The 20,952-nt window shown below is 42.4% G+C and carries 16 protein-coding genes; 14 read left to right on the forward strand and 2 right to left on the reverse strand.

Translation table 11 applies throughout. The features are described 5' to 3' along the window. Window positions 1-13 precede the first annotated feature (13 nt). The 4 genes from ABWV72_RS12965 to ABWV72_RS12980 are packed head-to-tail and all read left to right on the forward strand — an operon-like array spanning window position 14 to window position 7,525. Window positions 14-2,311 carry a protein kinase domain-containing protein gene (locus ABWV72_RS12965; protein ID WP_353371001.1) on the forward strand — a complete coding sequence of 766 codons (2,298 nt, stop codon included), beginning with the start codon at window positions 14-16 and terminating at the stop codon, window positions 2,309-2,311. 55 nt (window positions 2,312-2,366) lie between these two features. Beyond that, window positions 2,367-4,832 (forward strand): protein kinase domain-containing protein, encoded by a 2,466-nt coding sequence (locus tag ABWV72_RS12970; protein ID WP_353371003.1) that lies wholly within the window; start codon window positions 2,367-2,369, stop codon window positions 4,830-4,832. Window positions 4,833-4,888: 56 nt separating this feature from the next. Continuing rightward, window positions 4,889-5,215 carry a protein kinase family protein gene (locus ABWV72_RS12975; RefSeq protein ID WP_353371005.1) on the forward strand — a complete coding sequence of 109 codons (327 nt, stop codon included), beginning with the start codon at window positions 4,889-4,891 and terminating at the stop codon, window positions 5,213-5,215. A 6-nt stretch (window positions 5,216-5,221) separates the two neighbouring features. Next, the gene (locus ABWV72_RS12980) at window positions 5,222-7,525 is read left to right on the forward strand and encodes a protein kinase domain-containing protein (RefSeq protein ID WP_353371007.1); all 2,304 of its coding nucleotides are present in this window, start codon (window positions 5,222-5,224) and stop codon (window positions 7,523-7,525) included. Between the two features lie 107 nt (window positions 7,526-7,632). Here ABWV72_RS12980 and ABWV72_RS12985 read toward each other — a convergent pair whose 3' ends face one another. Continuing rightward, window positions 7,633-8,100 carry a CreA family protein gene (locus ABWV72_RS12985; RefSeq protein ID WP_216047075.1) on the reverse strand — a complete coding sequence of 156 codons (468 nt, stop codon included), beginning with the start codon at window positions 8,098-8,100 and terminating at the stop codon, window positions 7,633-7,635. Between the two features lie 35 nt (window positions 8,101-8,135). Next, a complete protein-coding gene (locus ABWV72_RS12990; RefSeq protein WP_353371009.1) occupies window positions 8,136-8,810 on the reverse strand; it encodes a nitroreductase family protein in 675 nt (224 codons plus the stop codon). A gap of 267 nt (window positions 8,811-9,077) precedes the next feature. Here ABWV72_RS12990 and ABWV72_RS12995 point away from each other — a divergent pair, with 267 nt between their 5' ends. The 10 genes from ABWV72_RS12995 (at window position 9,078) to yjjX (ending at window position 20,859) form a co-directional block, all read left to right on the forward strand. Further along, window positions 9,078-10,253, forward strand: coding sequence for a thiolase family protein (locus ABWV72_RS12995; RefSeq protein ID WP_216047073.1), 1,176 nt, complete (start codon window positions 9,078-9,080; stop codon window positions 10,251-10,253). Window positions 10,254-11,274: 1,021 nt separating this feature from the next. Further along, on the forward strand, window positions 11,275-12,075 hold the full coding sequence (locus tag ABWV72_RS13000) for a substrate-binding periplasmic protein (protein ID WP_353371012.1): 801 nt from the start codon (window positions 11,275-11,277) through the stop codon (window positions 12,073-12,075). Between the two features lie 117 nt (window positions 12,076-12,192). Next, window positions 12,193-13,206, forward strand: a complete 1,014-nt coding sequence (locus ABWV72_RS13005; RefSeq protein WP_353371014.1) for a hypothetical protein — start codon at window positions 12,193-12,195, stop codon at window positions 13,204-13,206. Between the two features lie 150 nt (window positions 13,207-13,356). Beyond that, window positions 13,357-15,111, forward strand: a complete 1,755-nt coding sequence (locus ABWV72_RS13010) for an ABC transporter transmembrane domain-containing protein (RefSeq protein ID WP_216047071.1) — start codon at window positions 13,357-13,359, stop codon at window positions 15,109-15,111. Between the two features lie 122 nt (window positions 15,112-15,233). Then, window positions 15,234-15,902, forward strand: coding sequence for an ABC transporter ATP-binding protein (locus ABWV72_RS13015; protein WP_216047070.1), 669 nt, complete (start codon window positions 15,234-15,236; stop codon window positions 15,900-15,902). After that, window positions 15,892-16,872 (forward strand): HlyD family secretion protein, encoded by a 981-nt coding sequence (locus ABWV72_RS13020; RefSeq protein ID WP_216047069.1) that lies wholly within the window; start codon window positions 15,892-15,894, stop codon window positions 16,870-16,872. Before ABWV72_RS13015 ends, ABWV72_RS13020 begins: the two co-directional genes overlap by 11 nt. A 1-nt stretch (window position 16,873) precedes the next feature. Further along, window positions 16,874-17,878, forward strand: a complete 1,005-nt coding sequence (locus ABWV72_RS13025; RefSeq protein WP_252728817.1) for an HlyD family secretion protein — start codon at window positions 16,874-16,876, stop codon at window positions 17,876-17,878. Continuing rightward, window positions 17,875-19,065: an efflux RND transporter periplasmic adaptor subunit gene (locus ABWV72_RS13030; RefSeq protein ID WP_353371017.1), complete on the forward strand. Its 1,191-nt coding sequence runs from the start codon at window positions 17,875-17,877 to the stop codon at window positions 19,063-19,065. The genes ABWV72_RS13025 and ABWV72_RS13030 overlap by 4 nt, the downstream gene beginning before the upstream one ends. Then, on the forward strand, window positions 19,062-20,300 hold the full coding sequence (locus ABWV72_RS13035) for an ABC transporter permease (RefSeq protein WP_353371019.1): 1,239 nt from the start codon (window positions 19,062-19,064) through the stop codon (window positions 20,298-20,300). Before ABWV72_RS13030 ends, ABWV72_RS13035 begins: the two co-directional genes overlap by 4 nt. A 16-nt stretch (window positions 20,301-20,316) precedes the next feature. Next, window positions 20,317-20,859: an inosine/xanthosine triphosphatase gene (gene yjjX / locus ABWV72_RS13040; RefSeq protein ID WP_353371021.1), complete on the forward strand. Its 543-nt coding sequence runs from the start codon at window positions 20,317-20,319 to the stop codon at window positions 20,857-20,859. Window positions 20,860-20,952: the final 93 nt, after the last annotated feature.

Below are 20,952 nucleotides of genomic sequence, written 5' to 3' on the forward strand. Positions count from 1 at the left end.
GGGGGGAAACATAGTGGATGAAAATATATTAGCATTGCCGCAAGGTACAAAGCTAAATCATTACATTATTGAATCTGTTTTAGGCCAAGGCGGTTTTGGTGTGGTGTACAAAACGCATCATGCTCACCTAGATGATGAAGCGGTAATTAAAGAGTTTTTACCGGTCGAGTTAGCGAGTCGTCAAGGTCAAACTGTGTCTCCCCATAGTTCTTCTAAATATGACCTGTATGCTGATTGCTTAAATCGTTTTATGCGAGAAGGCGCCACCTTAGTTCGACTTAAGCATAAAAATGTTGTCCGTTGTAGAGATCTTTTCACCGCCAACGGTACGGCTTACTTGGTGATGGATTTCGAAGATGGTTTAGCCTTAGATGAACTTATTAGTAGCCTAGAGTCCCAAGGACAGCATTATTCCGAACAACAGTTGATGCATTTTTTAATACCTCTAGCTGATGGATTAGCATACATCCACAGCCAAGGAGTATTACATCGTGATATTAAGCCCGCTAATATTTTCATTCGTCGCAGCACAGGTTTACCTGTACTTATTGACTTTGGCGCAGCGAAACAGAATTTCGCTTTAGCATCTCAATCACAGGCTCCTTATACTGAGTTTTATGCGCCAATGGAACAAATTGAAGGTGGTGGAGAAGCCAAAGCAACCATTGATATTTATGCGTTTGGTGCACTTATGTATCGTATCGTAACCGGCACTGTTGGGGTTAAGGCCGAGAGTCGTGCGCTGGCCATGGTGATAGGCAAAGATGATCCTCTTGCCCCAGCCGCGAGTTTGGCCAAAGCGGATTATTCTGAATCTTTTCTAACTCTGATTGATGATTGTTTAAAGTTTAAGGCCGAAGATCGGCCTCAGACAATGGCTGAGGTAAAACAAAGGTTACAGCTTATTGCTGAGCCATTTATTGAGGTTATCTCGGATCCTGCTCCTCAGCCGTTTCATTTACTCAATGATTTAATCGATATGGCCGGTAGTGATGGCATTATCTCGGAAAGTGCAATGCGATTAATTCTGAGTAAAGCTAAAACACTGAATATTGATGCCGAAGCAGCTAAAGGTTATATATTAACCAAAGCCGCAGCAAATCATTGGAAAATAGACGGTAGCACGACTAATGCTCCTGAGAAGGACAGCAGACCGTCAACAAGCAGCGCTGATAAGCCAGAGCCTCCGTTCAAGAAAAAGCCTGAAAAAACCAACAAAGTTGCTCTTCAAGAGGAGCAGAATAAAGCTAAAAAAACATCCTCTTTTAAAGCCAAGCTTCTAGCGAGTCTTGTATTTGTAGGCATTTTAGTAGCTCTGCCAGCGATTGTGGATTATCAACAGGAACAAGAACGAAATCGATTAGCAGCGTCCTACCAACAACAAAAAGAAAGCCTTGCATTAAAGCTTAAGGCAGAAGATGAAAATGCTTGGGCCAAAGCGAAATCAAGCAACACCGCAGCGGCTTATCAGGTCTATCTTGATACCCAGCAATTTGGTCAATATCGCAATGCCGCAAATAGCGCCATTGCCGAATTGAAAATCATACAGGAACAGCAGCAAGCTCGAATCAAAAGCGATGAAGCTGACTGGGCGATAGCGAAAAAAGGCAACTCTGCATTACATTATCAAGGTTATTTAGATAAAGGGTCCATTCGAATCCATCGACAAGAAGCATTAGATGCCTTAGCTGAATTAACCAAGCAAGGATTGAACCCTACTGATTCTAATGAACAATTTATCCTAGGTTATAACTTTGATTACGGTAAAGATGGTCGCCAACAGTCTTACGAACAAGCATTATACTGGTATAAAAAAGCTGCGGATCAGGGCGAAACTGGGGCGATGAATAATGCTGGGCTTCTGTATAAGTTAGGCCAAGGTGTTGAGCAGTCTTATTCTGAAGCAGTAAAGTTTTTCCGTAAAAGTGCTGAGCTTGGGAATGCCTATGCGGCAAATAATTTAGGGGCAATGTATAGAGATGGTATTGGGGTAACTCAGTCACATCAAGAAGCTAACAAATGGTTCAAAAAAGCGGTCGAAAAAGAATTAGCTTCTGCATACGTTAGCTATGGTTACCAATATTACAAAGGCCATGGTGTAACCCAATCTTATTCTGAAGCGTTAAAATATTATCGATTGGCAGCGGATCAAAATAACAGAGTCGGGCAGTACAATGTGGCGATCATGTATGAAAATGGTGATGCTGTCCCTCAATCCGAATCTGAAGCGATAAAATGGTATCGATTATCGGCCAAACAAGGGTATGAAAAAGCCCAAAAAGAGTTAGAAAACAGAAATCTAACTTGGTAACGCGGCAGAAATAATTAGTTGTGAATGCAATAATAATTAGAAAAAGAGTGTTGAAATGGAAAATATACTAGCGCTACCTATCGGAACTGAAATTAATCACTACGTTATTGAATCAGTGCTTGGTCAAGGTGGATTTGGTGTGGTGTATAAAGCTCACCACGCCCATTTAAACGAGCAAGTTGTGATTAAAGAATTTCTGCCTGTTGAGCTAGCTAGTCGCCAAGGGGAAACTGTGACGCCCCATGGCACTTCGAAACAAGATGTATATGGAGATTGCTTAAGACGTTTCATGGAAGAGGGGCGTACTTTGGTAAAACTGCGCCATCCTAATGTTGTACGTTGCCGTGATTTGTTTACGGCCAATGGTACAGCTTATCTCGTTATGGACTTTGAAGATGGTTTAGCGCTAGATGAACTTATTAGTAGCTTAGAGTCCCAAGGTCAGCATTATTCGCAAGAACAATTGATGCATTTTTTGCTGCCGTTGGCTGATGGGCTGGCTTATATCCATAGTCAAGGTGTGCTGCATCGCGATATTAAGCCTGCTAACATTTTTATCCGTCGTAGTGACGGTTCACCAGTTCTTATCGATTTCGGTGCAGCCAAACAAAACTTTGCTTTAGCTTCGCAATCGCAAGCCCCATACACAGAATTTTATGCGCCTATGGAGCAAATTGAAGGCGGTGGTGAAGCCAAACCTACTATCGACATCCATGCGTTTGGCGCCTTGATTTATCGTATTGTAACAGGTGAAAAGGGAACTAAAGCAGAAAGTCGAACTTTAGCGTTTGCCATGGGAAAACCCGATCCTTTAATTCCGGCGATTGAGCTGCAAAAAGGCGAGTTTAGTCAATCATTGCTCAAACTTGTAGATGATTGTCTGCAGTTTAGGGCAAATGATCGTCCGCAAACTATGCAAGAAGTGAAAGACCGATTACTGAAAAGCGCTAATAACAGCGAAGACGATAGCGCCCAGCCTTTGAATTTGCTTGCAAAATTAGATGATTTAATTGCGCTTGCAGGTAGCGATGGTGAGATCAGTGAAGCGGAAATGAAACTGATCTTGGATAAGGCTGTTATGTTGACCCTTGATCCTGTCGAGGCGCAACAATATGTAGTCTCTAAAGCGACGCAACACGGTTGGCGATTTGCCAATGGGCTTGAGCAAACAGCAACGGAACAACCGTCTGCTACTCCAATTCCCACGCCGTCGCCAACACCTCCGCCGCCTGCACCCGCTCCCCCTCCCCCTAAGCCGACTCCAACAGCAGATCCTGTTTGGCCAGCCAACGAAAAAGTGGAATCTTCCGGAGGATTAAAATGGTTGGCTTTGATTATTGTACTAGCTCTGGTTTCAGGTGGCAGTTTCTATGGTTATTCACTCTATGAAGAAAAGCAGCAAGAATTAGCTAAACAAGAGCGTTATTTAAAGCAAAAACAACGTGAGCTCGATAATCAAAGACAGCAGCAAGCTGAAATATTAGCAAAACAACAAGCCGAACAGCAGAAAAAGGAAGAGGACGATCAAGCATGGTCGGCAGCGGTAAAACTAAACTCCCGTTCCTCCTATCAACATTATCTTGATGTGCAAACTGAAGGACGCTACCGCACATCTGCTCAAAATCGTATTGACCAATTTGAAAGAGTGGCGAAACAACGTCAAAGCGAATCGGCCGATAAAACCGCTTGGAACAAGGCTAAAGAAGCTAATACAGCGATGGATTATGATGGATATCTAAACACATACCCATCTGGAATTTATCGTTCTTTGGCTGAAGCAGCTCTACGGAAATTGACAAATGAAGGATTGAACCCCTCAGATGCTGAGAAGCAATTTGAATTAGGTAACAATTATCGCACCGGTAATGACTCTGATATTCCTGTTTCGTACGAGCAATCTGTGTATTGGTATCAACGATCGGCCGACCAAGATCACGCAAATTCTGCGAATAACCTAGGTTATATGTATGAAAACGGCTATGGCGTTGCTAAGTCTTTAACTGAGGCTGCAAAATGGTACGCAAAAGCCGCTGATTTAGGCAGCAAATACGGACAGAATAACCTTGGAATATTATACAGAGATGGGGATGGAGTGAAGCAATCTTACTCCAATGCACTCTATTGGTTTCGTAAATCAGCGGATCAAGATCATGCAAGTGCACAGCATAACCTAGGTAATCTGTATCGAGATGGAGAAGGGGTAACACAGTCCCATACTGAGGCGATTAAATGGTATCGAAAAGCAGCAGACCTAGGGTATTCCAGCGCACAAGTTAGTTTAGGTTTGCAATATGAGCGGGGGCATGGCGTCTCTGTTTCAAAAACCGATGCTGTTTATTGGTATCGCAAGGCAGCTGAACAAGGCAATCAATGGGGACAGTACGATTTAGGTCTTTGTTATGAGTTTGGTCGCGGTGTGGATACCTCGTTATCAACAGCTATCGAATGGTATAAAAAAGCAGCCAAGCAAGGCCACGAGGATTCCCAAAAAAGGTTAACCGACAAGGGATATACTTGGTAAAGCCATTATGTTGAATATTAAAAATAGTAAGAATTTCAAGGGCTGTTTATAGCTAAATGACTGATCATGTATTTGCTTTACCTACAGGCACAGAGCTTAATCATTATGTGCTTGAATCTGTGTTGGGACAGGGTGGTTTTGGCGCTGTGTACAAAGCACAGCATGTTTTGCTGCGCCAAATGGTGGTGATTAAAGAGTCCTTGCCTTTTGCATGTTCCAGTAAAATGAGTGCTAGCTACAATAAAGCCGTGGAATGGCATAAAAAAGCGGCGCGAGCTGGAAATTCCTCCGTAAAAAATGCTTTAAGCGGCAGAGGGATTTTATCGAGAGTACGATTGCGCGAACAGGAATATATAATGAAAAACGGGAACGTTAAGGTGTAATAATTGATGGATGAGAATATTTTAGCGCTGCCTCAAGGCACCCCGTTAAATCACTATGTTATTGAGTCGGTACTTGGCCAAGGTGGGTTTGGCGTGGTGTATAAAGCTCATCATGCCCATTTAAATGAAGAAGTGGTTATTAAAGAGTTTTTACCGGTAGAACTTGCAAGTCGGCAGGGCACAACAGTGGTGCCCCATGGGACTTCGAAACAAGATGTCTACAGTGATTGTTTGCGTCGATTTATGGAAGAGGGTCGCACATTAGTGAAGCTGCGGCACCAAAATGTTGTGCGTTGTCGAGATCTGTTTACCGCCAATGGGACTGCTTATTTGGTGATGGATTTTGAAGACGGGTTAGCGCTAGATGAATTGATCACCAGTTTGGAAGCCCAAGGTCAACGGTATTCACAAGAGCAATTGCTGCATTTTTTATTACCTATGGCCGATGGTTTAGCGTACGTGCATCAGCAAGGTGTATTACATCGCGACATTAAACCTGCGAATGTGTTTATCCGTCGTTCCGATGGTTCACCTGTGTTAATTGATTTTGGCGCGGCCAAACAGAATTTTGCGTTGGCATCTCAGTCGCAAGCTCCTTACTCAGACTTTTATGCTCCTATGGAGCAGATTGAAGGCACTGGTGAAGCTAAGCCCACAGTGGATATTCATGCTTTTGGTGCACTAATGTATCGTATCGTTTCGGGTACCGCAGGTATCAAAGCTGAAAGTCGCATATTGGCCATAGTGAGTGGCCGAGAAGATCCGTTGAAATCTGCAACCAGTTTTACCGATTTAGGCTATTCAACTCAGTTGTTAACCCTAATTGATGACTGTTTGAAATTTAAGCCCTTAGAACGTCCACAAACAATGTTAGAAGTTAAGGCGCGTTTGTTAGCCAGTGTTGAAATTGATGGAAGTGAAGCGGCACAGCAGCAAAACCCGCTTTCATTATTGGATGATATGCTTGAATTAGCTGGTTCTGATGGTGTGGTTAGTGAGACAGAAATGGCGATGCTGGTTAGTAAAGGCATCAGCTTAGGCGCCGACGAATCGGCCGTGCGTAAATACGTAGTGGCAGAGGCGACGCGTAATGGCTGGAAGCTTGAAATCGCTGGTCAGGACGACCCAAAACGACGTTCAACTAAGCACACAGCTCAAGGTGATGAAGGTGCCGGCGATCTTGCTGGCAAAGATATTAATCATACTTTAGCGTACACGTTGGAAGATTCCGTTCAGGAAAATACCGTAGATATCAATTTCAGTAAAATCGTATCTTGCCAAACCTGTGTTGCCAAAGGAGCTGTTAACTCCTCTTGTTCGGTCTGTAAAGGAAAAGGCTTAGTCGCCCAGAATCAAGCATTGCGAGTCAAAATTCCGCAAGGCGTGATGACCGCCGATCGCATTCGTTTAAAGGGTGAAGGCAATGTGACCAGCTTTGCTGGAACCGCTGGTGATTTATATATCGTAATAGCGATCCAGCCTCACTCGGTATTTACTATTCAAGGGCAAGATTTGCATGCCTCTATTAGGGTGTCTGAGGATCAACTCATCGCCGGCAATCAAATACCTTTTACCGCCCTTGATCGACAGTTTAAATTAAAAGTCCCCGAGGGGTATAAAAACGGACAAGCTATTCGCTTAAATGGAATCGGACTGCCATTCGGCGCGGAAACGCGGCTGCGTGGTAGCCTCTTCCTCAGCTTAGAGCCATCAGACACGGGAACTACCGAAACGACAGTTACCGAAGATGGTGCAGTTGTTATCGTACTAGAAAAGAATAGTCCAGCGATTAGTAACGGGATCGCCCAACAAAATATTGGTATAGAAACCTTGGGAAGCACCTTGACTCCTCTGGTAACTAAAGGCACTAATTTAGCTAATCCTGTATCGCAGACTTTTTCTACCTCAGAAGATAATCAGCAGCTTATTTCTCTTAATCTATACCGGGGAAATAGCAGCAAACTGAGTAAATCTGTGTTCTTAGGCACCTTTGATATCAGCGATATTTCGCCAGCCACAAAGGGGATTCCCAAAATTGAAGTGTCTGTGTATTGCCAAGGTAGCGACATTTTGATGAAGGTGAAAAGCTTAGACGGGAAACCACTGCGTTTGAGCAGCGAAAATCATGTAAATTTACAAACCATCCAGTCTCAAAGTACAAAATCAGCAAATAGTCACACAACCGAACAAGTCGCTGAAAAGTCAACAGACAACAAAACATACACTAAGGCTGGCATTTTTTGGCGAATCTTAGCTTGGGTACTGTTTGTATTGAGTGTGAAAACCCTAATTTCTGTGATGATGAATTAGCATTTCACTGAGTTAAGACAAAAGCTCAATGACGTGACCCCCCAATCATTGAGCTATTCAATAATTGGGGGGATAACCTTAACTAACTGAACGTTGATATTTGTTTGTTAGTTAACAGTTAGTTTTTTAGGATAGGCTGCGGTGCCCCACAAAGGCACCGTAGACAAACTGTGTTTATAACTGCCAGAGGTTTCTTTAGTTGAATATGAAAGATACATCAGGGTTTGTGATTTTGGGTCAAAAATCCGTCTCACTTTCATATTTTTGAAAAAGATGCTTTTCGATTTTTTAAACACCACTTCACCGGAATCAGACTTATCAATTTGATTAATCATCTGCGCGGTAATCTCTCCGGTTTGACGGCAAGCAATTGAACTATCGGAGGGATCCGATAAATCCAAATTAGCTTCGATACTTGAAATATGACAAGTCACTCCGGTTACGATGGGATCTTGTAAGGCATCTAATTTAATGTCTTTTGTGGTAAATACACCTAAAGATACATCGCCCACTTCATTGTCACTACATGCGGATATACTCACTGTTGCGAGTAGCACGATAATCAATTTTTTCATTCTGTTAGTCCTTATAGGTACTTGAATTTGCATCGTTATAAAAATGTGCAGATCTCTGATAACGCTTTTTTGCTCTGTGCATGTTTAGGCACAGTGGCATTGGTGTCTGGGTAACCTGCTATTAATAACATGTAAGGTCGCTCATCGTCTGGTCGGTTGCAAATTTTTGATAAAAATGACATGGGTTTAGGTGTATGGGTTAAGGTAACTAAGCCTGCATGATGCAAAGCGGTAATTAACATACCTGTCGCGATACCTACAGATTCATGAACATAATAATTAGTGTGTTTTTCTCCTGTCACCACACCGCCTTTTTTCTGACTAAATACGGCGATTAACCAAGGAGCGTGCTCTAAATAGGGTTTTTGCGCATCCGTTCCCAAAGGTTTAAGAGCATCAAGCCATTCTTCACCTGCACGTCCAGCATAAAATCCTTGCTCATGCTGCTCGGCTTGCTCTCTAACTTGTTTTTTTACTTCGGATGAATGTATTGCCACAAAATGCCAAGGTTGATGATTGGCACCACTTGGTGCTGTGCCTGCTGCTTTTATGCAATTTTCTATAATCGATTGCGGTACGCTACGATTACTAAATTGGCGAACACTATGACGGCGTTTGATATTTTCGTAGAAGTCTTGCGCGCGTTTTTGCATCTCGTCGACAGAGTATTCAATATAATCAGTTAATGGTGTTGCATCATGTTGTTTCATCGATATCCAGTTTTGCTTAAACTTAATAGGTCCTTTCTTCAAGCAATGAGTATATCTAGATATCAATTAAGACAGCAAATTTACTCAGTGTTGCAGTAAGTGAAATAGTACCAAAGTTATACTCTCTAATATGACAATGATCATTGATCTCTGCATAATATTGCTCTAGTTTGCTTCTACAATTTTGAAGGCAAATAATTGGCAGACATCAAAAGTCTTGTTCTCAGGACGTTTTGAGCTGCTAATTCAGCATAAGAGGTTATAAAAATGAGTAATGATTCTATTGTTATTGTATCTGCTAAACGCACCGCGATGGGCGGCTTTATGGGTAGTTTATCAGCCGTAGATGCAACCGAATTAGGTGCCACAGCGGTTAAAGCTGTTTTGGGTGATGTAGATAAAAATATCATCGACGAAGTCATCATGGGTTGTGTACTACCAGCTGGTTTAGGTCAAGCGCCTGCTCGACAAGCGACATTAAAAGCTGGATTACCATTAAGCACTGGAGCGTTGACGATCAATAAAGTCTGTGGCTCTGGCATGAAAGCGGTTATGTTGGCAAATGATCTTGTCACTGCCGGATCTGCGCAAGTGGTTATTGCCGGCGGTATGGAAAGCATGAGTAATGCACCTTACATTTTGCCTAAAGCCCGCGGCGGTTATCGAATGGGACACGGCCAAGTCATCGATCACATGATGATGGATGGTCTCGAAAATGCGTATGATGGAAAGGCAATGGGGTGTTTCGCTCAAGATACTGCTGACGCAGAGTCTATCACCCGTGAACAAATGGATGACTTTGCTCTGTCTTCTCTAACCAAAGCGTCGAATGCAATAGAAAGTGGCGCGTTTAAAAATGAAATTACTCCACTAACGATTAAAACTCGTAAAGGAGAAGTGGTTGTAGACACAGATGAAGGACCAGGTAATGCAATGCCGGATAAAATTCCTAAACTGCGTCCTGCATTTAAAAAAGACGGCACTGTAACTGCAGCTAATTCTAGCTCGATCTCTGATGGTGCTGCTGCATTATTGATTATGAAAGAAGCTAAAGCACAAGAACTTGGATTAACGCCTTTAGCTAAAATTGTAGGTCACTCAACCAACTCCATTAAACCTGAAGACTTTACGGTCGCCCCAGTTGGTGCAATGGAAAAATTGTTTGCTAAAACTGGTTGGGACAAAGAGGATGTTGATTTGTTTGAAATCAACGAAGCTTTTGCCATGGTGACCATGTTAGCCATTACTAAACTGGGTTTAGACAGCAACAAAGTAAATATTAACGGCGGCGCTTGTGCTTTAGGCCATCCAATTGGCGCGTCTGGTGCTCGACTTATCGTTACCCTCCTACATGCTTTACAAAACAAAGGTCTAAAAAAAGGTGTTGCCTCGCTATGTATTGGTGGTGGTGAAGCTACCGCTATCGCGGTTGAAATGTGTTAGTCCTGTAGGCGGGCGCTTTAGGCCCGCTTAGATAGGCCAGCTAAATTCCACGGGCTAAATCCACGGGCTAATTCCATGGCCTAAAGGCCATGCTACAGGGTTGGGTTGTAGGCGGGCGCTTTAGCCCCGCTTAGATAGGCCAGCTAAATTCATTGGCTAAATCCACGGGCTAATTCCATGGCCTAAAGGCCATGCTACAGGGATGGGTTGTAGGTGGGTGCTTTAGCTCCGCTTAGATAGGTCAGCTAATTCCACGGGCTAAATCCACGGGCTAATTCCATGGCCTAAAGGCCATGCTACAGGGTTGGATTGTAGGTGGGTGCTTTAGCCCCGCTTAGATAGGTCAGCTAATTCCACGGGCTAAATCCACGGGCTAATTCCATGGCCTAAAGGCCATGCTACAGGGTTGGGTTGTAGGTGGGTGCTTTAGCCCCGCTTAGATAGGTCAGCTAATTCCACGGGCTAAATCCACGGGCTAATTCCATGGCCTAAAGGCCATGCTACAGGGTTGGATTGTAGGTGGGTGCTTTAGCCCCGCTTAGATAGGCCAGCTAATTCCATGGGCTAATTCCATGGCCTAAATCCATGGCCTAAATCCATGGCCTAAATCCATGGCCTAAAGGCCATGCTACAGGGTTGGGTTGTAGGTGGGTGCTTTAGGCCCGCTTAGATAGGCCAGCTAAATTCATGGGTTATCTCCGTGACCTAATTCCATGGCCTAAAGGCCATGCTACAGGGTTGGGTTGTAGGTGGGTGCTTTCGGCCCGCTTAGATAGGCCAGCTAAATTCATGGGTTATTTCCGTGGGCTAATTCCATGGCCTAAAGGCCATGCTACAGGGGTGGGTTGTAGGTGGGCGCTTTAGGCTAATTATTCTCAAAATACGCATATTTCTTTAGGGAATTTTATTTCTAATATTTCAATTTTTATCGATTCTATTATATTCTAAGTCATTCACTTCATTGACTAAAACAGTGTTTCGTTTATTGACAACTGCAGGGATTTTGCGAATGGGTAGATGTATGGTCGTTAGTTTAATAACTATGTCTTTATTAACCTATTCAAGTTTAAGTATAGGTCAGCAAAATAGTTTATCTTCTCATCAAAACAATAAAGTTGAATTAACCACAGGATCTAATTACTACCCATATGTTGACCCTAAAGCAATCGATGACGGTTGGTCAGTATCAATAATAAAAGCAGTATTTGAGCAAATGGGGAAACAGGTCGATATTGAGATTCTGCCTTGGCAGCGGGGTTATAAATGGACCGCTGAAGGGCAATATGAAGGGACTTTTCCGTATGTTTTTACCGAACAAAGAGCAAAGACTTTTATCTATTCCAAACCTATTAACTTGATTCCTGTCAGAATATATACAAATAAAAATAAGCATGTAATGTCGTTAGCGGAATTAAAAAAAGCCCGTTTATGTTTGCCCCATGGTTACAGTCTGAGCCGCGAACAAGTTGCATTAATTGACAAGCATCAACTGATAATCCAAAACGCATCGACGGCTGGTGGATGCGTGATGCAAGTGGCAAAAGGTTGGAGTGATTTGGGGTTTATCAATGGTTATCTACAAAGTGAAAATAACGCTACACTTTTTACAAAACTTTCTAACGTCAATGTGCTGCAAATCCCTGTGGCTAATGTTCCACTTTTTTATATTGTCTCTCGTCAGTTCAAAGATGCACAGCAACATATTGATCGTTTTAACGAAGCTTTGGCATTTATTGAGAAATCCGGTAAGAGACGCGAAATAGATCAACAATTTGAATCCTTTCTTAACGTATCTGAATCCCCCATTAGTTTGAAGTACTGAGTGTGGCATTTTTTGTTAATTTTCATTTTTAGCGCAAACTCTGTAAGCCATAGTGATTATAACTATTCTCAAGTAGAATCGAGTTCTATTCAAATCGTTGCGTTGTAGGAACCTGATGTGCGCAAAGCTGTAAAGTCTCGTCTCGCTTTTTTGATTATCGCTGTTATTTGCTATAGCGCTGGTTTTTACTTTCTTCCTGAACAACTTAATAGCGAAACTGACACAATTTTAAGTGCTGGTTTTGCAATAGTTTATTTTCTACTTCTACCCATTCTGTATTGGTTATTAATCATCAAGGCAGGCAATCAAAAGCCTTGGAAGATGATCTTAATTTTTTCACTAAGTGCAGGTATCGCACGTTTTAGTTTTGCTGCACAGATCGCTGATTATTTTGAATTTGTTATGTGGTTACGAATTCCGATTATTGGTATTTTGCTGGCCATCGAATTTTTCTTAATCGCCCACGTGATCAAATCGCTCTGGCAGGCACGAAAACTCAAAGGTGATCCAAGAGTGCATATGATCAACAGCATTAACAGTGATGATGATGAGAAAAAGCAACAACTCTCCATCACGCTCTCCTATGAGCCCGCTAGTTGGTATTACTGCCTACCATTTTTGTCTCGCAATCATCCGCGCCCAGTGACGCATTTGAAATTATTATCCCGTTATCCTTTGCATTTTATTTGTATGTTATGCGGTTTAACGCTAGTTGCTGGTCTTGCCTATATGCTAATTGCCACTATCAGTGAATTGGTTGCACTAATTGTGGCTTCTTTTATTAGCTATTCAATTATTTCTATCTGTGCAAACTATCGAATAAGTCGTTACCACTCGGTGTATTTTTTAGACAACAATTTAGTATTGAATTCATCGTTTTTGTCTATCATGGTTATTCCGTTATTAACCTTAAAAACCGTCGATACTGGGTGTTGGAATAAACAAGAATTGACCGAATCGCTAATTTTAGGGCGAGGTAAAACCGCTAATATATTACTCACTTTTAATCATGAAATAAGTTATTTTTCGATGATGGGCATGCTCAATGAGCCTTTTAATAAAGTGTATCTTTCGGTAGAAGACCCCGCTGCGCTAAAACAACAAATACAAGATAAAATAAACTTGGGATAGCCAGCATAAATAAAAAACAACTCTTTGTGGTTAGGTGAAGTAATCAACAAAAATACACTCCACTGTTTTTAAGGTGCATTGAGCTGAATTATCATTACAAGTAAGGTAAGTTTAAGTAGGATAAACAAAACCTATTTGCAATGAGTACACATGTCGTCCGAAAAAATTCAAACCCGTCAGTTAATCAGTTGGATTTTTAGTCAACTCAAACCTTATCGCCGTAGAGTTGTGTTAGCTATTCTAGCGTTAATTGTGGGCGCAGTGTCTTGGTTGATGCTTGGTCAAGGTGTCAAAGTCGTCGTTGATGAAGGCTTTTTGGCCAATAACAGTGACAAACTAAATCAAATGGTGTTTGTGGTTTTGGGGATTGCTTTGCTTGGTAGTTTAGCAGCGTTTTTTCGGTTTTATTTAATGATATGGCTAGGCGAACGGGTCAGTGCCGATATTCGAAAACAAGTATATTTCCATCTTTTGAATCTCTCCCCAGGCTTTTTTGAATCAACCCGAACCGGTGAAGTGATTTCGCGGTTCACCGCAGATACAACAGTGTTGCAAACTGTGGTGGGTATGGGCCTATCCATGGCATTGCGAGCGTCAATCACCTTTATTGGCTCGATGTTGTTGATGTTTATTACCAGTCCTTTACTTACTTTATACGTTTTGATTGCTGTGCCCTTAGTGCTCCTACCGATTAAGTTCTTAGGCGCAAGAGTACGTATTTACGCTCGAAATAGTCAGGATCGTGTTGCCGATATGGGCGCATATGTGGATGAAAGTTTGCACGAAATTCAAACTGTACAAGCCTATACCCATGAAGGTATCGACCGTCGTTTATTTGCTGACCGTATTGAGGCAGTGATGTTGGCTGCTAGTCATCGAATAAAATATCGCGCGCTAATGATTTCATTGGTAATGGGGATCAGTATTACTGCAATTACCATTGTTGCTTGGTTAGGCGCTAAAGAGGTGCTAAGTGCTGGGGTTAGCGCCGGCGAGCTTACTGCATTTATGTTTTATGCGGTAATGGCCGGCGGGGCTGTGGCTACAATAAGTGAAGTGATTGGTGAAATTCAAAAGGCGGCAGGGGCAAGTGAGCGCTTATTGGAATTACTCAATACTCGACCGCTTATTGAAGCACCGGCGAAACCTCAATTGTTACCTGAGGTTATTTCAGGACGCTTAGATATTCTAGACGTTAATTTCGCTTATCCTAGCGCTGAGCAAGTAGCGGTTCTTAAACATCTTAACTTACAAATAGAACCTGGTGAGCGGATAGCCTTAGTGGGTCCTAGCGGTGCCGGCAAATCGACCTTGTTTCAACTGCTATTAAGGTTTTACGATATCACTAGTGGCAGTATTCAAATTGATGGTTTTCATTGCCACATGTTGTCGCCGGATGATCTGCGTAAACAATTTGCACTAGTACCTCAAGAATCGGTTATTTTCGCAACCAATGCTCTTGAAAATATCCGTTATGGTCGACCAGATGCGACTATGGATGAGGTAATTGAAGCTGCAAAAGCGGCTAGGGCGGATAAATTTATTGGTGAATTACAAGACGGATATTTTACCGATTTAGGTGAAAGAGGTGTTAGATTATCAGGTGGACAGAAACAACGAATTGCGATTGCCAGAGCGATATTGGCTGATCGACCAATTTTATTGCTCGACGAGGCCACAAGTGCGTTGGACGCCACCAACGAACAACTGGTCAAGCAAGCTCTAGATAAATTAATGGATGGAAAAACCACGCTGATTATTGCCCATCGATTATCTACAGTGGTGAATGCCGATAGAATAGTGGTTATGGACAAAGGTGAAGTAGTCGCAATTGGAAGCCATCATGAATTAATGCAAGGCAACAGTGTGTACCGACAGTTCGCCGAATTGCAACTCGTCAGTTGACGAGTAGTTATATTATAAACGGTTAAATCTGCATAATATCATTGTAAAAATACGCCAATTTCTACGTTGATTTAGGGTGACTGGTCTAGTCATCCGCATATTATTAGGAACCCATATCTAAAATGCTACAACTCATTGATATTAAAAAACAGTTTCAAAATGGTGAGGAAATCGTCACTGCCTTAGATGGCGTTACACTCAACATACATGAAAATGAATTTGTTGCGGTAATGGGCAGTTCGGGATCAGGAAAATCGACTTTAATGAATGTGCTGGGGTGTTTAGATACGCCTAATCAAGGTCAGTACTTACTAGCAGGTCAAGACGTCGCCAAATTAGACGATGATACCCTCTCTGGCATCCGCAATACCCATATTGGTTTTATATTTCAAACCTTTCACCTATTACCGAAACTTGATGCATTAGGTAACGTACTTTTGCCCTTGCGCTATGCCGATACCAGCGAAGAGGAAGCGATGCAACGGGCGTTAGGGTTAATAGATAGGGTGGGAATAAGTCACCGAAAACATCATAAGCCTTTTGAAATGTCGGGAGGACAACGGCAGCGTGTGGCGATCGCTCGAGCGCTCATTAACCAACCCAAAGTGATCTTGGCTGATGAGCCTACCGGAAACTTAGACAGCAAAACCTCGGTTGAAATTATGGCATTGCTAACAGAATTGCATCAAGCAGGCCAAACCATCGTAATGGTCACCCATGAAGAAGAAATTGCGACTTATGCGCAACGGGTTATCAGAATGAAAGATGGGAAGATCATTGATGAACATTAATTTGGTTTTTTTCATTGCCGTGCTTGCTGTGAGTATATTTAGTCATCCTGTTCTGGCAAAAGGTGAATCATTACTGCTGACAGGTAAAATCAGTTCAGCCAAAAAACAAGTTGTCACCGCGCCGCGGGGACGCAGTTGGAACATTCAGATTCAATGGTTAGAAGAAGAAGGCAAAATGGTGGAAGCCGGTGACTTAATTGCTGTTTTCGATGGTTCATTAATCCAAAGCCAGTTAGAAGCCAATGAAGAGACCTTAGAGACTGAGCAGCTCGAATTAACCCAAATAACAATGGACTTGGAACAAGAGTATCTAGAAGCGCAAGGTGCGTTGACTATTGCTCAAATGCGGGTGGAACAAGCCAAAATTGAGGCTAACGTGCCTGAATCCCAAGTTAGTCAGTTAGATAAAGGTAAATTTGAGCTGACCTTACAACGTACGCAAATGGAGCTGATTAAAGCGGAAGAAAACCTAAAGTTAGCCGAACAAGCCTTGCTTACGGGCGTTGAAAAGCAACGAATTCAGATACGATTAATTGAAGATGAAATTCGTTATCAACGCAGTCAAATGGAAAAAATGAGTGTTACTGCCAATTTTAAAGGTCCTATTAGTTACGCTATTCATCCTTGGTCGGGTGAAAAAATGGCGGCTGGAATTAACGTGCGTGCGGCATGGAATATTATCGATGTTCAAGCCACTGATAATTTCCAAATTGAAAGCTGGGTGCATGAAATTGATGTGGAACGTTTAAAAGCGAACAAAAATGTTGAGTTAGTGTTGGATGCTTATCCGAGCAAAAAATTCAAAGGTAAACTGACCTTCTTGTCTACACAAACAGAAAAGAAAGTACAGTGGAGCAATAGTGTTTACTACCCGGTGATTTTTCAATTTGTTGATACCCCTGAATTAACCTTATTGCCAGGTATGAGTGTGCGTGTGGATGTTCCACCGCTAACCCGCGGAGATAATTAGCATGCAAATTCAGTATTCTTTATTGTTTTTAATCTTGTTCGCCGTTGTCACTGTGACAAGCTGTTCAAAAGTCAGCGTTGCAATAAGCGAAAAAGAGCGAGTAAACGAACCCATAGTAGCGCCTGCTGAATTGGTTTCGCTGCACGACGCACCTATAGGGCCACCGAGTGTTAGTCGGATGTGGCAGTTCAAAATTGAATATTTAGCGCCAGAAAACACCTTGCTCAAAAAAGGTGACTTAGTGGTTAAATTTGATGGCGATAAACTCATGGAGGATCTCGTTAGTAAACAAAGTGATTTAGACGCCGCAATTAAGGAGTCTGAGAAACGTAAACTCAAAGAACAAGCGACCGAGAAAGACCTTGAATTAGCCATGGCTGAAGCAAAAATGAATATGGAAATCTCTGAGCGTAAAGTCGCAATTACCGATGCATCACGTTCTGAAGTTGAGCGCTTAAAGCAAGTCTCAGAATATGAAATAAATAAAGTTTTATATCAACAGGCCATACAAAAACTAGCACAAAACAAAGAGCGCATGATCATTAATGGAGAAGTACAAAATGGGCGAATTAAAAAATTAGCGCTAAGAGTCAAAAATATACAAGACAGTCTAGACAAACTCGTCGTAAAGGCACCCAAAGATGGGTTAGTGGTTTATCAAGTCGATAACGATGACAATAAACCTGCTGTTGGTGATACCGTCTCTATGGGACGTCCTTTGGTAACGTTACCGTCGTTGGATAAATTGGCCGTGAAAGTCGAATTTGATGAATCGGATTCATCTGTCGTGAAAGTAGGACAGCAGGTCAAAGTGGTGTTAGATGCCCACCCTGAAAAGCCCTACGCCGGCACCATCACCTCGCTTGGTCAAGCCTATCGAAACCGTTCTCAGCATAACCTCAAGGTAGTCTTTGATGCTTGGGTGAAGCTCGATAAGCTAGATCTAGATAAAATGCGACCGGGCATGAAAGCCAATGTGCAATTACTTAGTGAGGAACGCACATGAACAGACTGTCATACTATTTTATCGCCCTCTCAATGCTTATTTTAACCGGCTGTGAAGAGGAGGTGACAAAGATTCCCACCTTCGAAGTAAACGCCAGACCCTTTGATATAACCCTCAATGGTTTTGGTGAAATCGAAGCTGTGCATGCCCAAAAAATTGTTTCTCCAGGCAGACGTCCAATGGTGTTGTCTTGGCTTGCTGATGAAAACACTAAAGTGAAAAAAGGCGATATTATTGCCCGTTTTGACGCAGAGCAACTGCTGGTGGATAGCAAAGAAGAAGAATTACGCATGGCGTTATTCAGTCAGGATATCATTCAAAGCGAAGCCGAACGTTTTCAACAACAAAATGACATCCTCTCCGAGCAAGAATTCGTAGACTATGAGTTTGAATTCGCAGATAAATTTGCGATAGATGATTTACGTGTTTATTCCAAATTAGAAATTATTGATTCCTTCCAAAATCGTGATTTTTTAGGTGCTAAAGATAACTTTTTGGATTGGAAAAAGGACAGTGTCGACGAGCAAAATAAGAGTAATGTTGGGGTGTTGGAAATAAAACGAAAAGGCCATGAAATCAAATATCTACGCCATCAACAAGCGTTATCGCAATTGCAAGTTTTTGCCCCTAATGATGGACTACTTACCTACGAAAAAGACCGTATGGGGGAAAAACCTTCTGTTGGTCAAACGGTGTTTCCGGGGCGTCCGATTGCCAAAATTCCTAATTTAGATAACATGCAAGCCCGTGTGTATGTATTAGCCAAAGACGCCATCAGTTTAAAATCTGGCATTGACGTTGAAGTGTCTTTAGATGCGTTCCCTGAACGAACCTTTGATGGCAAAGTGGCCAGTGTATCTGGTTATCCTCGCTCCATTGAAAGAGGAAATCCTGTCACCTATTACGAATTAGTAGTTGAACTAACACAACAAGATATTAGCCTAATGCAGCCCGGACGTAAGCTCAAAGCATCAATCTTAGTCCAGCCGGCCAAGCCCTCACTGTTAGTGCCTTTACAAGCTATTCATCATCAACAAGGACGAAATTTTGTGTATCTAAAAACGTCCCAAGGCTTTGAACAGCGTCAGATCACAACCAAACAAAAGAATTTGTATTTTGTAGAAGTTGAGAGCGGTTTAGTTGCGGGGGATGAGATTGCGTTGAGTTTGCCGGAGCTTTCATCATGACTCGATATTGGACCTTGATAGCGGATGCAATAGCCGAATTGTCCGCGCAAAAACTAAGAACCTTTTTAACACTTTTAGGCATGATCTTCGGTGTCGGAGCGGTTATTGCGATGCTGAATATTGGTGAAGGTGCAGAAAACGAAGCGTTAAAACTCATCGATTCCATGGGTGTCAACAATATCATAGTGCAAGGTTTAGAATACAATAAGAACGAACTGGTAGAGATTCGTGAAGAAAGCATGGGATTAACCATGGGTGATGTTCAGGCCGCCATGAATACCTTGCCTTTTGTCGACGATTATAGCGCAAGCAAAAATATCAAAGTTCATGATATTTACAGTGATTATGGAAAATCTGGGGCACAGCTATTGGGCGTATCTAGCAGTTATTATAAACACGCTAACATGCGCTTAACCACAGGTCGCTTCACGGACCAACATGATAACGATAACTTGGCCCAAGTGGCTGTTCTGGGAGTGGATGCCGCTAAAGAACTATTTCCGCAGCAAGAAGCACTGGGGAAATACGTCAAAGTTAACCATATTTGGTTACATGTGGTAGGCGTTTTAGCGCCTCCTCAGGGTAATAAAAATGAATTCCAGGGGGTAAAAATTGGCGGTGATCGCTATCGAATTTTTATCCCCATCGCCACCGCAGAACAAAAGTTAAAAAGTGAAAATTTAGCGAGCGAGTTAGATAGCATAAAACTTAGCATTGCAAAAACGACCGATCCTGTTGTGGCATCAAAAGCCGTGGCTGAGTTGATGAAAATGCGCCACGGTGGCGTACAGGATTATGAACTGGTTATCCCCGCAGCTCTATTAGCGCAGCAAAAACAAACCCAAGAAATATTCAATATTGTTATGGCCTGCGTTGCCGGAATTTCGTTATTGGTAGGTGGAATCGGCATTATGAATATTATGTTAGCCAATGTAATGGAAAGAACCTCTGAAATTGGTTTATTGCGTGCAGTTGGTGCCCGCCAAATTGATATTAAGCAGCAGTTTTTGGCCGAAAGCTTCACTATTTCTGTGTTAGGAGGACTTTTAGGGGTATTTTTCGGTTTAGTGCTATCCGAGATTATCGGCTTTTATTCGGGGTGGGCTGTGAGTTGGTCTTTAACTGCAATTGTTTTATCCTTGTCTATTTGCATGATTGTGGGGGTTGGATTTGGTGTATTTCCGGCGATAAAAGCCTCGAAACTGAATCCAATAGAAGCCCTGCATTCAGACTAACGATTAGGCGTAGTGAATGGAATTTGAAAACAATACAGTAGTAGCCATTGTTGGCTCAAAGAATCCGGTGAAAATTAGCGCATTTAAAGATACATTAGCTAGAATTTTTCCAAAGCAACAGATTGATTGTCGAGGGGTTGATGCGCCTTCGTTGGTCTCTGAGCAACCTATGTCAGAAAAGGAAACTTACCAAGGAGCAGTTAACCGAGTTAAGTTTTGTCAGTCTCATTTTAACGCTGATTTTTACGCTGCGATGGAAGGGGGAGTTGACAATTTTGAATACGGTCCAGCTACTTTTGCTTATGTGGTGATCTCGGCCCAATCTAAATTGCAAGTGGGTAGAAGTGCTAACCTGCCTATACCAGAGTCTGTTTTTAGCCATTTACAACAAGGTGAGGAGCTAGGTCCGTTGATGGATAAGCTTTTTGGTACCAGTAATATCAAACAAAAAGGCGGCGCGATTGGATTGTTAACCAATGGGCTTGAAACCCGTGGTGGCAATTATACACAGGCTCTAACCCTAGCCATGGCGCCTTTTCTGCACGCAGACCGATTCTAATCGCGATTGTTCAAGATTCGATTGTAGGCGGGAGCTTTAGCTCTGCGCAATTAGGTTAATCTGAATGAAATGAATCCATGGCCTAAAGCCCAT

It is taken from the genome of Aliiglaciecola sp. NS0011-25, assembly GCF_040370605.1.
Classification (GTDB): domain Bacteria; phylum Pseudomonadota; class Gammaproteobacteria; order Enterobacterales; family Alteromonadaceae; genus Aliiglaciecola; species Aliiglaciecola lipolytica_A.